24 protein-coding genes and 1 pseudogene are annotated in these 14,368 nt (G+C 38.4%); 24 read left to right on the forward strand and 1 reads right to left on the reverse strand.

What is annotated here, in order from left to right; genetic code table 11:
- Positions 1-292: 292 nt before the first annotated feature.
- The 24 genes and pseudogenes from KUH03_RS17060 (at position 293) to KUH03_RS17175 (ending at position 14,024) form a co-directional block, all read left to right on the forward strand.
- Positions 293-460 carry a hypothetical protein gene (locus KUH03_RS17060; protein WP_257095066.1) on the forward strand — a complete coding sequence of 56 codons (168 nt, stop codon included), beginning with the start codon at positions 293-295 and terminating at the stop codon, positions 458-460.
- A 101-nt stretch (positions 461-561) separates the two neighbouring features.
- The gene (locus tag KUH03_RS17065; RefSeq protein ID WP_257095068.1) at positions 562-870 is read left to right on the forward strand and encodes a carboxypeptidase-like regulatory domain-containing protein; all 309 of its coding nucleotides are present in this window, start codon (positions 562-564) and stop codon (positions 868-870) included.
- Between the two features lie 11 nt (positions 871-881).
- Positions 882-1,127: pseudogene (locus KUH03_RS17070) on the forward strand (hypothetical protein); the annotation flags it as partial.
- On the forward strand, positions 1,107-1,799 hold the full coding sequence (locus KUH03_RS17075; RefSeq protein ID WP_257097056.1) for a hypothetical protein: 693 nt from the start codon (positions 1,107-1,109) through the stop codon (positions 1,797-1,799). The pseudogene KUH03_RS17070 and the gene KUH03_RS17075, both read left to right, overlap by 21 nt.
- Positions 1,800-1,840: 41 nt before the next feature.
- Positions 1,841-2,182 carry a hypothetical protein gene (locus KUH03_RS17080; protein ID WP_257095070.1) on the forward strand — a complete coding sequence of 114 codons (342 nt, stop codon included), beginning with the start codon at positions 1,841-1,843 and terminating at the stop codon, positions 2,180-2,182.
- 29 nt (positions 2,183-2,211) lie between these two features.
- On the forward strand, positions 2,212-3,501 hold the full coding sequence (locus KUH03_RS17085) for a hypothetical protein (protein WP_257095072.1): 1,290 nt from the start codon (positions 2,212-2,214) through the stop codon (positions 3,499-3,501).
- 4 nt (positions 3,502-3,505) lie between these two features.
- Complete coding sequence (locus KUH03_RS17090) at positions 3,506-4,078, forward strand: RagB/SusD family nutrient uptake outer membrane protein (protein WP_257095081.1); 573 nt, start codon at positions 3,506-3,508, stop codon at positions 4,076-4,078.
- A 65-nt stretch (positions 4,079-4,143) separates the two neighbouring features.
- Positions 4,144-4,326: a hypothetical protein gene (locus tag KUH03_RS17095; protein ID WP_257095082.1), complete on the forward strand. Its 183-nt coding sequence runs from the start codon at positions 4,144-4,146 to the stop codon at positions 4,324-4,326.
- Positions 4,310-4,867 (forward strand): RagB/SusD family nutrient uptake outer membrane protein, encoded by a 558-nt coding sequence (locus KUH03_RS17100; protein ID WP_257095084.1) that lies wholly within the window; start codon positions 4,310-4,312, stop codon positions 4,865-4,867. The genes KUH03_RS17095 and KUH03_RS17100 overlap by 17 nt, the downstream gene beginning before the upstream one ends.
- Positions 4,868-4,962: 95 nt before the next feature.
- Complete coding sequence (locus tag KUH03_RS17105) at positions 4,963-5,571, forward strand: DUF4843 domain-containing protein (RefSeq protein ID WP_257095086.1); 609 nt, start codon at positions 4,963-4,965, stop codon at positions 5,569-5,571.
- Between the two features lie 2 nt (positions 5,572-5,573).
- Entirely contained in the window at positions 5,574-5,759 is a 186-nt protein-coding gene (locus KUH03_RS17110) for a hypothetical protein (protein WP_257095088.1), read from the forward strand.
- A gap of 45 nt (positions 5,760-5,804) precedes the next feature.
- Complete coding sequence (locus KUH03_RS17115) at positions 5,805-6,065, forward strand: PKD-like family lipoprotein (RefSeq protein ID WP_257095098.1); 261 nt, start codon at positions 5,805-5,807, stop codon at positions 6,063-6,065.
- Between the two features lie 40 nt (positions 6,066-6,105).
- The gene (locus KUH03_RS17120) at positions 6,106-6,576 is read left to right on the forward strand and encodes a hypothetical protein (RefSeq protein WP_257095100.1); all 471 of its coding nucleotides are present in this window, start codon (positions 6,106-6,108) and stop codon (positions 6,574-6,576) included.
- Complete coding sequence (locus KUH03_RS17125) at positions 6,561-7,160, forward strand: hypothetical protein (RefSeq protein WP_257095102.1); 600 nt, start codon at positions 6,561-6,563, stop codon at positions 7,158-7,160. Before KUH03_RS17120 ends, KUH03_RS17125 begins: the two co-directional genes overlap by 16 nt.
- 157 nt (positions 7,161-7,317) lie before the next feature.
- Entirely contained in the window at positions 7,318-8,454 is a 1,137-nt protein-coding gene (locus KUH03_RS17130; protein ID WP_257095104.1) for a TlpA disulfide reductase family protein, read from the forward strand.
- Positions 8,427-8,696, forward strand: a complete 270-nt coding sequence (locus KUH03_RS17135; RefSeq protein ID WP_257095106.1) for a hypothetical protein — start codon at positions 8,427-8,429, stop codon at positions 8,694-8,696. The genes KUH03_RS17130 and KUH03_RS17135 overlap by 28 nt, the downstream gene beginning before the upstream one ends.
- A gap of 2 nt (positions 8,697-8,698) precedes the next feature.
- On the forward strand, positions 8,699-9,259 hold the full coding sequence (locus KUH03_RS17140; protein ID WP_257095108.1) for a DUF4369 domain-containing protein: 561 nt from the start codon (positions 8,699-8,701) through the stop codon (positions 9,257-9,259).
- Between the two features lie 32 nt (positions 9,260-9,291).
- Positions 9,292-9,675: a TlpA disulfide reductase family protein gene (locus tag KUH03_RS17145; RefSeq protein WP_257095109.1), complete on the forward strand. Its 384-nt coding sequence runs from the start codon at positions 9,292-9,294 to the stop codon at positions 9,673-9,675.
- An 11-nt stretch (positions 9,676-9,686) separates the two neighbouring features.
- A complete protein-coding gene (locus KUH03_RS17150) occupies positions 9,687-9,869 on the forward strand; it encodes a hypothetical protein (protein ID WP_257095111.1) in 183 nt (60 codons plus the stop codon).
- Positions 9,870-10,378: 509 nt separating this feature from the next.
- Positions 10,379-11,035 (forward strand): retropepsin-like aspartic protease, encoded by a 657-nt coding sequence (locus KUH03_RS17155; protein ID WP_257097058.1) that lies wholly within the window; start codon positions 10,379-10,381, stop codon positions 11,033-11,035.
- Positions 11,013-11,402, forward strand: coding sequence for a hypothetical protein (locus KUH03_RS17160; protein WP_257095113.1), 390 nt, complete (start codon positions 11,013-11,015; stop codon positions 11,400-11,402). The genes KUH03_RS17155 and KUH03_RS17160 overlap by 23 nt, the downstream gene beginning before the upstream one ends.
- Positions 11,403-11,445: 43 nt before the next feature.
- Positions 11,446-12,399 carry a thioredoxin family protein gene (locus KUH03_RS17165; RefSeq protein ID WP_257095115.1) on the forward strand — a complete coding sequence of 318 codons (954 nt, stop codon included), beginning with the start codon at positions 11,446-11,448 and terminating at the stop codon, positions 12,397-12,399.
- A 282-nt stretch (positions 12,400-12,681) separates the two neighbouring features.
- Positions 12,682-13,644 (forward strand): hypothetical protein, encoded by a 963-nt coding sequence (locus KUH03_RS17170; RefSeq protein ID WP_257095117.1) that lies wholly within the window; start codon positions 12,682-12,684, stop codon positions 13,642-13,644.
- Positions 13,641-14,024, forward strand: coding sequence for a TlpA disulfide reductase family protein (locus KUH03_RS17175; protein WP_257097069.1), 384 nt, complete (start codon positions 13,641-13,643; stop codon positions 14,022-14,024). Before KUH03_RS17170 ends, KUH03_RS17175 begins: the two co-directional genes overlap by 4 nt.
- A 118-nt stretch (positions 14,025-14,142) precedes the next feature.
- Here the strand turns inward: KUH03_RS17175 and KUH03_RS17180 are convergent, their stop codons facing one another.
- Entirely contained in the window at positions 14,143-14,349 is a 207-nt protein-coding gene (locus KUH03_RS17180) for a phospholipase domain-containing protein (protein WP_257095119.1), read from the reverse strand.
- Between the last annotated feature and the right edge of the window lie 19 nt (positions 14,350-14,368).

Raw genomic sequence — 14,368 nt, forward strand, 5'->3', positions numbered from 1 at the left:
ACTTCTAAATTATTAACACGTTAAAACCAAACGAATTTAATGAAATTTACCTTAACTCCGTTCACTAAGAAGGAGAAAGATTTTCATTCGACCAATTTGGATGCTAACCTAGCGTCCAACATATGGCGGATTTATGAAAACAAAAGCCTCTTTTTGCGCGCCCATTATCCAGATCTCTCATGAGGATCAACTTAATCACCCTACTACTAGGCCTAGGTCTGTCTCAAGTAGATGCAAACACCTATGCCCAACAGATTAGCTTAAAAAGCAAAAATCGAGTCTGGAATCGATCTTGAGAAACCTCGAGAAACAGAGCGGTTATTCATTCTTTTACAAGAAAAATGAGATCAACCAGATCATTGATTTAACTGCTGAAATTAAAGATGCCCCTTTTAAACAAGCGTTAAATGTTATTCTCAACAAAGCAAATCTGTCTTATGACTTTTTGATAAAACGGTAGTTATCAAAAAGAATCAATTTAATAATTTCCAAACGAAGCCCTCAGTAGCTTTTAGACAAATAAATCAAACGGTTAACATCATTCAACAGATTATTAAAGGTATGGTCATAGACGATAGCGGAAAGCCGGTATCAGGAGCAACCTTAAGACTCAAATCCAATGCTAAAAAGGCTGTCGTCTCAGCAGCTGATGGCTCGTTTAATTTGCCGCTAAGTGCTGCTGGAGAAACTATTGTTGTTTCTTCCGTTGGCTATGATAGTTTCGAGTTCCAAGCTAGATTTGGGGCATCCTTTTATTGTCAGGTTAAAAAGACCGAAACTAAAGTTGACGAAGTTGTGGTGACAGGAATGATGATCCGCAAAAAGAAAGCTTTACTGGAGCTACTGCATCATTCACTGGTGAAGAACTAAAAACAGTTAATAATCAAAACGTAATAGCAAGTTTACGGGCTTTAGATCCCTCATTTATTCAAATTGAGAATAATGCAATTGGATCTAATCCAAACATGTTACCTACCATCGAGCTTCGAGGACAGACTAGCATTGCTAGTTCAAATCTACGGGATCAGTTCTCAACAGACCCAAATCAACCTCTTTTCATTTTAGATGGTTTTGAGACTAATCTCAGAACCATTATGGATCTTGACATGAACATTATTCAAGGGGTAACTATTTTAAAAGATGCAGCATCAACAGCCATTTATGGATCTCGTGCTTCAAATGGTGTTATAGTAGTCGAAACGATCAAACCGAAAGCAGGAAAAGTCTTATTATCCTATACAACTGATCTACAAACTCAACTACCAGATTTATCGAGTTACAATATGATGAACGCGCGTGAAAAGCTAGAATTTGAAAGACTTTCTGGTCGATACACTGCTACCCTCCATAATCAACAGCTGGAATTGGATGCACTTTATAACGAACGTCTTGGGAATGTTTTACGCGGAGTAGATACATATTGGCTAAAAGAGCCTATTCAAACAGGTTTCTCCCAGCGACATTCCCTGAGTGCTCGTGGGGGTGAAGGCGCAGTAATTTTTGACATTGGCACTAACTATAAGAAAACAAAAGGAGCAATGAAAGGCTCTGGACGCGAAGACTGGGGAGCAAATATCAATTTAAATTACAGAACAGGGAAAATAAATATTGCGAATAGAGCATTTGTTACTGGATATAAAAGTAATGAATCTCCTTATGGGTCTTTTTCTACTTGGGTAAATACAAACCCATATTTCGAAAAATTGTCTTCCAGCGAAAAGTATCTTGCCTATAGAGCCCCTCTACAGTGGGTGGTAGCACCCTATCTATATCGAATCCCCTCTATAATGCTAATCTAAATAGTTTCAATGAGGGAAAGAACTATATCATCAACAATAATTTGATGATGACATACGACATCAACCAATCTTTACGCTTAACAGCAAGCGGCCAGATAAGCAAAGGGTTAACAAATTCAAATGACTTTACTTCTCCTTTAAACACAAAGTTTGATGGATTAGAAAACGCTAAGAAAGGAAATCTGATACATAGTGAGGCTTCTGCATTTAGTTTTACTACAAATGCTATGCTGACTTACTTCCGGACTTTTAGAACAAATCATTCGCTCACGGCAAATTTACGCGGAGAAATAAGTGAATCCCGAAACTCAATAAATGGCTATACTGCAGTTGGATTTCCTGCTGCAAGCAATGGAAATCAAATTTTGCTTTTGGATTCCTGACAGATTCCAAGCCTTCTGCGTCAAATAGGGTGACGAGAAGAACCTCTATCGTAGGATCCGTAAATTATTCTTATGCACAAAAATACAACCTGGATTTAAACTATAATCTTGATGGCTCTACAAGTTTTGGATCCAATAATCTATTCTCTCCTTATTATTCAGCTGGAATAAGTTGGAATGCCAATAAAGAAAACTTTTTTAAAAATATTCCCTGGGTCAATGTCTTAAGATTAAGAGGAAATATTGGTATAACAGGGAATCAAAATTTTGGAAATGTAAGCCAATCCGTATTTAATTATAACACAGATATAAATAGGTTTGGACAAGGAATATCACTATCCGCACTTGGAGCGCCAGATTTAGAATGGCAACGCACAAGGCAAATTAGCGTTGGCATGGACGCGACATTATTTAACAATAAATTGAATGTCCAATTAAACGCATATGATAAATATACCGATCCATTGGTAGCAGTTACTTTACCATCATCTACAGGTCTTTCAGCCTATCCCTTTAATGCTGGAACACTAGATTATAAGGGTTTAGAATCGACGATAAGCTTCTCTCCTATCTACCGGCCTCAGGACAGAATAGTTTTGACCTTTGGCATTACGGGATCAATGATGAAGGCTAAATATGCAAATTTCGACAATAAGCTCAACTCATTAAACAATGAGATGCGAGAAAGTAATGCGCTTGTTCGCTATCGAGATGGTTATAGTCCCAATAGTTTATGGGCAGTTAGGTCGCTAGGTATCGATCCGACGACAGGACGAGAAGTATTCTTAACAAAATCAGGCCAACAAACATTTAATTACAATTCGGATGATATAACGTCTGTAGGTAATTCCCAGCCATTAGCAGAAGGAATATTGAGAAGCACATTTGCCTATAAAGGATTCACTGCCAATGTTATGATTAGGTATATTTTGAGAAAAGATAATTTCAACACAGCATTATTTAATAAGGTTGAAAATATATCAAAAGACAATGTTGAAAACAATCAAGACAAACGAGCTTTATACGAACGCTGGCAACAACCTGGTGATGTTACACAATTTAAAGCTATCAGCATTACTAATACAACGCCTATGTCTTCCCGATTTATTCAACGTGAAAATTCATTTAGTGGAGAATCGATTAATCTGGGTTATGAATTTAGAAACAACAGATGGTTAGATCAAGCCAAATTATCATCACTACGTATCAACGCCTTCTTGAATGACATTTTCTATACCTCAACTATAAGAAGGGAGCGTGGTATTGATTATCCTTTTACCCGTTCAGTATCTCTAAGTTTAAACGCTACTTTCAAATAAGATAATGAAAAACAAAATTATAATCCCTTTGCTATTCATAGCGATAAGTCTAGCAAGCTGTAACAAATGGTTAGATGTTAAACCTGAAGACAAATTTATCGAAGAGGAGGTGTTCAAGACGCCCGCTGGATTCTATGATGCATTGAACGGTATTTATTTGAATCTAAGCAGCAATAACTTATATGGTAGAGAAATTAATTTAGAGACACTAGATATTCTCGCACAAACCTATTACATTTCTACCTCCCAAAGTGATCTACGCAAGCAACTCGTCATCTTTAACTATGGAGATAAAGGTGTCAAAGAGAAAATTGATAACATTTGGACAAATTTGTATGTCAATATCACCAATATCAATCGCTTCTTAGAAAATCTTGATACGTATGGCAGTGTATTAGATGAACAGACCCTAGCAATGATGCGCGGAGAAGCGCTCGCAGCTAGAGCATTTATATATTTTGATCTACTCGAATGTTTGCACCAGCCTATACTTTGGATCCTGAATCAGAAAGAATTCCTTATTATAAGAATACCTCATATGAAGCTGCCCCATACTCAAAAAGTTCTTATGTCTTAAAAAATATTTTAGGGGACCTACAAATCGCCGAGAATCTTTTACAAAAGTTCGATCCTGTTCTATCGATGGACAAAGTAGATCAAACTACTGGTGCGGTTGAATTAGGGAGTAAGCCTTTTCTCCAATTTAGGAACTATCATTTTAATTATTTTGCGATAAAAGGTTTACAAGCTAGAATACAATTGTATGCAGGAGACAAAACAGAAGCATTAAAAGCCGCTGAAATTATCATTGCTTCAAAAAAATAAATTCCCTTGGATTCAGTCCTCAGATTTAAGCAATACATCAATTATCAACCGGATTTTTTCGAAAGAATTATTGTTTGCTTTTGAAAACCCGAAACTCTATCGAACCTTCGATGAGCTTTTCAACCCAGCGCTTGAAGACCGTTATATTTTATGTTCAGGAACGACTAATAAATTTCTGAATACAGTATATGAAAACTGGGAAAATGATTACCGATATAGCACAAACTGGAGAACAGATGGCGGCAAAACATATCCCGTTTTCTATAAATATCGCGATATCGAAAACAACGTTAACCGAAATTACAGATACACAGTTCCAGGCATTAGATTAAGCGAAATATTTTTAATCGCCGCGGAGAGCGAACAAGATCCTATTAAAGCATTAGCCTACTTGAATGAATTACGTATTAACCGGAATTGTAATGCCTTACCGAACGAAGCTGGTTTATTAGAGAACATAAAAAAAAAGAGTATCGTAAAGAATTCTATGGGGAAGGACAGTTATGGTACTACTATAAGAGAAATAATGTTCCGACTATAAATGGCGCAACTACGACGAATAAGACCATGGTAGCTGATAATTTTACGTTTCCTATTCCACTTTCTGAAACGGAACCAAGATAAAAAATAATGATTATGAAAACATTTAATTTTACCATTCTCTGCGCTATATTATCCTTAATCTCCTGCAAAAAGCAAACATTGGACTTATATTCCGGCAGCAATAACATATATTTTAATAACAAGACAATATCAGGTACACATCTTCCCAATTCTTCGGGTTATTTATCTATGGGCTATTTTGATCCGACGATAAAAGAAGGGTATTTCGACATTGTGGTAGCATCTACTGGACCTAAGACCACAAATGATCGCAAATACAATGTCGTTGTAGATCCCGCCAGCACCCTATTAGAGGGCCGAGATTATGATTTCTCGGAAAAATATTTCAGCATTAGAGCAGGGCAACTTAAAGATACTATTAGATTGAAGATATATAGGTCCAAAGAACTTTCAGAAAATACATTACTATTAAAATTAGATTTAAAGGAAAATGAAAATTTTAAAACTGATATGTATTCGCAAGCTATCGGAAGCGGCAATAGCCAGTATTTAGATTATTATACACAATTTACTTTTTCCGCCAATAATATTCCCGGAACTCCATGGTTTTGGGACCCAGCACAATCATCAATTGCCAGCTTTATCATTGGATATCTTGGAAATTTTTCAGGAAAAAACTGAAAATGATTGTTGAGCGATATGATCTCGATATAGATGAAGTAACGTCTACCAATTATGCCCCTAGCACAATCGCTATACTTGCATGGGGAAAGGGAATGCACTCATACCTGAGCGAAATGGAAGCATTGGGAACTCCAATCCTAGATGAAGATGGCCTACCAATGAAAATGGGAGTTTATGTACAATAAATAATGATAACAATGAAAAATATATCTATAATTTATAGTGCTATATTGTTTATTACGGTTCTTTTCCATTCCTGTAATAAAGATCTTGGCAATTACAACTATACTGAATTAAGTGAAATTACTATTGAAGGAATTGATTCAAGTTATACAGCATTCAATCAACGGGAATTTAAAATTAATCCTAAAATAACACTAAGCGACAATACAACATTTAATTCTGAGGATTTTAGTTTCGAATGGTTTACTATAAACACCTCTTCGTCAGCCCTTAATGCTGATGTAAAAAAGACCTTGGTACAAACATAAATCTGGACACGACAATTACTTTGCCCCAGGAGTATACAAATTGTATTACAGGATCAAAAATAAAAAGACTGATTATCAATTTACAAAAACAGCTGATTTAACGGTCACATCCGAACTAGCAGATGGTTGGTTAGTTTTAAATGATATAGAAGGGCAAGCCCAACTCGACATGCTCAGTTATCAGCTCGCGGAAATGAAATACGTACGTTATAAAAATATCATGGAAGTCTATGGAGGTCTAAAGCTAAAAGGAAAACCCAAACTCGTTTACTATCTATATAATCGGGATATCTTTAACAACAAATATTCTAATAGAATCTATGTCGGTACCGATCAAGAAACTTTCAGTATAAATAATGAAGCACGTACCTGGACAGATTATCGAAATTTGAAAACTGAGGTTATGCGTCCTACGCCAGCTAATTATCATGCTGAAGTAATAAGATCACAGGAAGCAGTACTTTATCCTACGTTCTTGATAACGAAAATATTCTTATGCATGAGAATGTGACGCAAGCAGCAATGTATGGTCCAACATTAAACCGTCTGAGCACTGGATCAAGATTAAATATTTCGAAGTATATGGCAGATTACTCAGGTAATTTCAATGCATTCTTAGTTGTCTTTGACACGGATAATCAACGGTTTTTAGTGTTAAATGGCACGAATCCAGCATTACTTATACCATCTTCATCTGATCCTGATAAATTTAGCCCCGAAAACATGAAAATGGATCTTTTATATATGGAAAGGGCATTAACTGCAACAAATCAATTTTATGCAATCCTTAAAAGTAAAACAACCAATGAAATAAAACTTCTAAGATTTGTCCATAATGGTACAGTATTTAGTCCACTTGAATCTGAAATCGTGAATCAATCAAGCCTACTTGATCAGGCTGAATTTTATGCCGTCGATCCAAATTTTGGATATATTATTTACACAATAGGAAATAAAGTTTTCCAATATAACCCCTTCTCAAAATCGTATACCCAAATTCTGGACCTAGGCTCGAGAAAAATTAGCCTGCTAAAATTTCAAAAGTTAGTTTACAATAAAAATAATACCCGGTACAAAGAATTTGCAAAAAAATGATGATATGTACCTACGATCCCGCTAACCCCAACACAAGTGGAAAAATGGACTTCTACGAAATAAGTTTGTCGGAAATGCCAAAGCTAAGCGAATCATATGACGGTTTTGGCAAAATCGTGGACGTATCATATAGAGAATAATCTAAATAATTAATATTATGAAATATCAAATCATTACAACCATATCCTTGCTATCTTGCAACTTATTATTTGCTCAATCACCAGTTCAAATCAAAGGCATATTCGACAAAGAATTTGTCAAACCGGTTAAACTTTTTAAAGTTTTAGAAGGTGATATGGTTGAGATTGCTTCAGCACAACCACTATTGGATAAAAAGTTTGGCTTCACCTTCTACCCTGAATACGAAGGATTTTATGCTATTGGTTCAGGAACAACAGGCAGTCAGACCGATAATAATATCTTCTACTTCAAACCGGGTGATCAACTTGAGTTTACCATCTCCGAAAAAAACTACCAATTGACCGGAACAAATAACAGCAAGGAAAATCAGATCCTCAGCCGCTGGCACGACGAAGTAAGCCCCGTGGAACAAAAAGCATTCTACTGGATGAAAGTTCAGAGTACTTTTGTGGATTTTTTCCCCGACCTAGAGACTGTTGTTGCCAAAGCAAATACCTTCACTAAAAATAATAAAAGTGGAAACTCCAGGTTTGACAGCAAATTGCAGGATTATATCCAATGGGATCTTGCTGCCAATGCGACGAACTTCCTCAATACACCACGTTCAGCACATCCTGCGGTAGAAGAGTATACGGATTATTACAAAAGCCTAACGTTAGCCAACTTCGCAAAAAACGCCGCGTTAGTCTATCAAACTCCATGGGCAAACCGTACGTTAAACGCGATCTCATTTGTATCTCGTCGTACGGCAAATATTCCTCAGGGAAAAGGCATCACTGGTCTCCAGCAAGATCTGGATTTCCTTCCCAATGACACTTTAAAGGGTGATGCTATCCTGAATTATCTAGCAAGACAAAAAGATTATGCCAGCTATAAGGAAGCCGCAGATAAGTATCAGTCGTATTTTAAGACAGCAACTCAAAAGAAACGCGCCATTGGAATCATGAATGATATGGCTCAGCTAAAAAGTGGAGACCAAGGGCTTAACTTTTCTTTTCCTGACGATAACGGAAAAACCATAAAATTCGCCGATTTAAAGGGAAAAGTAGTTTTAATCGACGTATGGGCAACCTGGTGTGGCCCCTGCAAAGCAGAAATACCGCATCTCAAAAACTTGAGAAAGAAATGTATGGTACCGATGTTCAGGTGGTAAGTATCTCGGTTGATGAAGAAAAAGATAAAGTGAAATGGCTAAAAATGATTAAGGATGAGCAACTCGGTGGCCTGCAGCTTTTTGCTTCCGGATGGGGAGATTTTGCCAAATATTATAAAATTACGGGTATCCCGCGCTTTATGGTTTTTGACAGACAGGGAAAAGTTGTCACCATAGATTCACCACGTCCATCGAACCCAGAATTAAAACAACTCCTGGAAAAAGTATTAGCAACGAAATAGGTATGAACAAACTTTGGATTTACTTCCTATTTTTAACGTTATCGCCCTCGCTTCTATCTGCGCAGGGTGATAGCGTTACAATTAAAGGAAAAATTACATCGCCCACGGCAGATCCTGCCACGAAATTAAGCGTTTCTTTTACTGACTATCAAGGAAAAAGACTAGGTTTTTCAACTCCGATAAATGATGGATCATTTGAAATCAAGATCCCAAAACAACCACGGATCGTTGATGCTACCTTAAGGACTATCGGCAAAGATCCAAACGCCAACGCATTACAACAGGTCATGCGTCATCCGCTCAATATTTTTATTTCTGAAGATGATATCCTTATAGACGGAAATTCCGAGGAGCTTAATTTAGCACAAGTCAAAGGTGGAGAAGAAAACAATGAATATAACAATCTGCGTCAGTCTACAGCGGGATTTGTAACGCAAAAAAATAGATTATACCGTCCAATTCTCGAGGGAAAGGTAAGCGCTGAATCTACAGAAGGAAAAATCATACTCGAACAGCTTAGTCAATTGGGCAAAAAGGAAAATGATCTTCAGAAAAATTTATAGAAAATCATCCTAAATCCTATGCCAGTTTATTTTTGCTCTATAGAATGCAGTCTAGCTATACTTCCGAAGACTATAAATTAGCCTTTAACGGTCTTGATCCCAACTACAAATCAACAGACATAGGGACAGCAATAGCCTCGACAATCGCAAAAGAAAGCGTGACCGCGAAAGGGAAAGCAGCACCACTGTTTTCGCGGACCACTGCCAGCGGAACACCTTTTAAATTAGAAAAGATGCAAGGGCGCATTATCCTACTTGATTTTTGGGGCAGTTGGTGTGGTCCCTGCCGCGCTAGTATGCCGCACCTGCAACAGCTTTACAATCGCTACAAAAATAAAGGTTTTGAAATCATCGGTATTGCCCAAGAAAGAGGAAAACACTGGAAGAATCCAAAACGAGCTGGCACAAAGCCATAGAAGAACTCAACTTGTCTTGGACAAATGTGCTAAACAACGAGAACAAAGAGCAAATGGATATTGTGAAAGAATATCAGATCAGTGGTTTTCCAACAAAAATCCTCGTGGACGAAAATGGAAAAATCATTTTGCGCGTTATAGCCTCTGCAACAAATGACATTGACGTTGCTCTGGAAAAGATCTACGGCTTCTAATCCTTTTATATACTTTACTAAATCCCTAATTTATTCCGTATAACCATGTCTTATAAACCCATTATAAAAGCCGGAGGTCTCTTGCTGTTAACAGCTTGGGCATCGTGGTCAAAAGCTCAGTTAACAACCCAATTGCCGGCTAAATTACTCACATGCTTTGAACAAAAGACACCTCTTTAATAACCGCTGAGCTCGCACAAAATTTTTCCGTAGCAGGACATACTGGTGCTGGAGCAAGCTTCCGCTTAAACCAAATCATTAAAAATTACCCCTAAAAACCGTCAATATTCTATCGGAAAAGAAAACAAAAAGAGGAACATTACTTCAAATAGAGGTTACAGATACAAAGGGTAAGACAACAAGCAACCAAGCGCTAGTTGATCCTAAGGGAAAACTAATCTATTTCAGTCTTTTGATCAGCTTTATGGGTTAAAAAGGAAAGCAAACCCAAATTACGGGCGGTCATTCCGTTTGAAAACAAGAATGGGTCCATTTACCTGCAGGTAAAAATCAATGGATACGAAAAGCCCTTAAGACTCCTTTTTGACACCGGAGCGGATGGAATGGCCGTAAACCAGCAACTTGCAGATGCTATTGGCCTAAAGATCACGCGTGAAAATAACGCTTCAGTCGTCGGCGGAAATACAAAAATTCAGGTATCTGACAACAATAACATTCTCTTAGACACGCTTAAACTGGCAGGACAGGGTATTGCCATCTTTCCTGAAATGGGCAAAGAAGGGGATGGCATTATTGGTAATACCCTGATACGCCAATTTATCACGCATATCGACTACGATAAAAATACGATTTCCTTGTACGATTTCGGCGATTTTCAATACCATGGCAAAGGAACTGCGGTGCCAATTACAATGCCTGCAGGGGTAATGATATTACCCGGACAGCTTGAGATCGTTAAAGACAAGAGCTATTCCGGACATTTCGTTTTCGACACAGGAGCTTCATATGACCTGATCTGCTTCCGTCCTTTTGTACGCCAAAACAAACTACTTGTTAGCGGGTTCAAACCCGAAGCTCAGGCCGCGACCGTAAGTATGGGAGTTTCCTCACCCACTTTTGCGGGCAAAAGCTACCAATTTGCCATCTCTCCTCTCCCCCATGCAGGGCTTGCCTGTAACACTAATGGGCGGGAGTGCCGGCAATGAACATTGGCAACCTGGTTTCGATGGCTCAATTGGGGTTCGCCTCTTAAGCCGCTATAATATCACCATAAATCTGGCAGAAGGTGAGGTATATTTCTCACCCAATAGATTACATGCCCACCCGCAGGACTTTTTAGTTAAGAATTATCAGTTTGGCTGGGATAATACCGGAAAGTTGAGAGCACTTGGCGCTGTAGGTGCTGCGGACGATCCAAGTGGTCTAAAATCAGGTGCGTTGATCCAACGCATAGACAAATATACGGTCGATCAATTGAAAAAAAAACCAACCCTGATAGATGAGATTCGATTAAAAGCAACAGGAGATTCTATTTCCATTACCACGACTGATGATCATACCATAAACATCTGATCACGCTAAAAATATAATACCCTTAATTCTCAAAACAAATTATATGAAAAAGCTTATTTTTTATATTGTCATAGCCTATTACGGTGTATTCTGTACATACGGGGCTATTGCCCAGGAAAAGATCTTCCAAGGCAGTTATGCGGAATGCCAGCAGCAGGCAAAAAAAGAAAACAAACTCATCCTGATAGATCTGTATTTTGTTGGATGTATGCCCTGTGCAGAAATGGACAAACAGGTATTTCCGGATCCGGTAGTTACAAAGGAACTCAACGACAATTATATTTTGTACAAAACAGATGTCATGAAAGAGGAAGACGGAAAGAAATTAGCCCGAAAATACGGTGCTCCAGGATTTCCAACTTATGTCATCGTAAGCCCCGAAGGTAAAACCATAATGACCGAATCTGGTTTCTTTGGCGTAGACCGATTTGTTCCTCTATTAAAGGATGCAGTCCATCGCAATAAATCTGGCCAATACCTCGCATTTAACAATAGCTTGGAAAACAATTATCCAGCGGCTTACAGCGAGCGGTTTATCAAAACCGGAGAAAAACATGATTTTTCGGAACTTGAAAGCTACCTCGGGCAACAAAAAGACCTGTTCAATGAGACTGCTTTTTTGGCCAATAGCGTGACCTCCTTTACAAAATACAATAACTGGGCTTACGCCAATCTTCCAGAATTAATTAAACGATATGGCGGAAATCTACTCCGCAACAAAATTTCAGCAATTGCCAAAGCAAAAAGTAAACAATATGGAGCAGGACAGCAATTGGATAGCCTAAAGACCATGTTGAGCTATATACGCCCTACGTTCAATGATAAATTGTGGGCGGTATTTTTACCTGGTTTTGTTAGCGGTTACTATACCGGCTCCCAAAATGCGGCCAGCTATTTTGCGCTGATTGATGAATATAAGCTCTATCCGACTTGGGATGAACGCAGCAACGCCTTCGGACCGGTCATTATGGATCAGTCAAAAATCCCAAAATCCTGAAATCCATACGTGCAGAATATCTAGCCGCAGAACAACGAAAAACACTGGATCCCGTTGACAGTTATCGGCTGATACTATTACATTACTATTTAAAAGATTTTGATCAGGCGTCCAAAGGGATGGAAAACTGCTCAAGTCAGATTTAACAGCTCCGTTCTTAACCAACGACAAAAAAGATCTGCTGGACTTAAGAGAGGCCATACAAAGAAAAGATGCCAGTTTATATAAGGCTAAGGATATTAAGAAAATTATTCCATTTAATTTAAGTTAACGATCTATCTCATGATTAGAAAAACCATTTTATTGCTCACTACCTTACTGTGCTCAGTTGTCGCATTTTCACAACAGCCAAGCAACATTACCGGAACGACAGATCCCACAAAAGTAAAACGTGTCGGTTTATTTAAAGTGCTGAATGGCCGATTAAAGGAAATCGCCACTTCCATTCCCGATGCATCGGGACGATTTGCATTTCGCTTTACGCCTGAATATGAAGGATTGTATTCCGTTGGCAGCGGGAATGCACAGAATCAACAGGGACTTTTTCGCTTTTACTTCAAGGGAAATGAGAGTTTAAATCTAAAATTAAGTCAAAATGATTATGAATTAACAGGTAAAAACAGTCCAGAAAACGAAACGTTATACGCTTGGGACAAACAATCGAAAACTTTCCGAGATAAAGGGACCACGCCCGGAGGAATGAGCACCTATGTTGATTTCTTTCCAGAGGTTGAACAGTTCAAAGCAAAACTTGATGCCATCAAAAAGAGCGCAAAAACAGGAAATGTAATTTTTGACAAATTCTTCCCCGAGCTAGTCGATTATGATTTTGCCTATTATGCGATCTCTTATCTTTACATGCCACGTTCAGCCCACCCGAGCAAAGAGGAAATGAGCGACTTCTACACGCAATTCAATGCAGACCGTTTCCTAACAACGGAATTATTAAAATTCCCGTACGGCGACCGCTTTTTGAGCAATATGATTTATCGTAAACTGGATCTGTCCTCCAAACCAACACTTGAGCAGCAAATTGCAGCGATCGGACCAGACGTGCTTAAAGGACAATATGTATTGCAACGTCTTGAGGGGGCACGTTCCTATGGTGACTTTCAGGAAATGAATGAGCAATACAAAAATATTTTACACTACCTGAGCAAATCGAACGATCAAAAGTTGTCGAGGCACGACTGGTCGAAACAAAAACAGGTGTACCTGCATTTCAATTTAATTACCCTGATATAAACGGCAAGAAAACAAGTCTCGCAGATCTTAAAGGCAAAGTTGTCTTAATTGACATGTGGGCGACCTGGTGTGGTCCATGTCGTGCCGAAGAACCGCATTGGGAAAAATTAAATGAAGAATTTAACGGAAAACCAGTAGCGTTTGTAGGCGTATCAGTAGATCAGGATAAACCCAAATGGGACAGCTATGTGAAAGAGAAAAAGCTAAAAGGTACTCAGCTACATGCCGGTTCAGACAACGAACTTTCCAACGCTTACAAAGTCAATTCTATTCCGCGCTATATACTCATTGACAAAACCGGAAACCTAATCACTGCGGATAGTCCAAGACCTAGCGACCCTAAGCTAAAGGCCTTACTTGAAGAATGGATTAAAAAATAAAAGCCGGATATTAACTGTCCTAAACAAAAAGCCCCCGATTCAACTAAAACCGGGGCTTTCATTATTATTTAATACGATGTTCCGCTTATTCTTTTCAGCATGATATGCCCGCTGGATTTTATCCCAATTGTGGATCAGTCTTCGAATGTTTTCCGGTCTCTACACGACCAGCGAACTGGCGAACAAATTTACTGCCTACAATCTGCAAAGTAACATCATACCAACCGCTAACTTTATGCGATTCTACAACCCATTTGATGGATTTCCCGGCCGCCAGTACGTTATTTTTCTGCCAAGAACTGTACGCATTATCTTTCACCTGCACCTGAAGTGCTTTGTCTCCT

It is taken from the genome of Sphingobacterium sp. E70 (assembly GCF_019285695.1).
Lineage (GTDB): Bacteria > Bacteroidota > Bacteroidia > Sphingobacteriales > Sphingobacteriaceae > Sphingobacterium > Sphingobacterium detergens.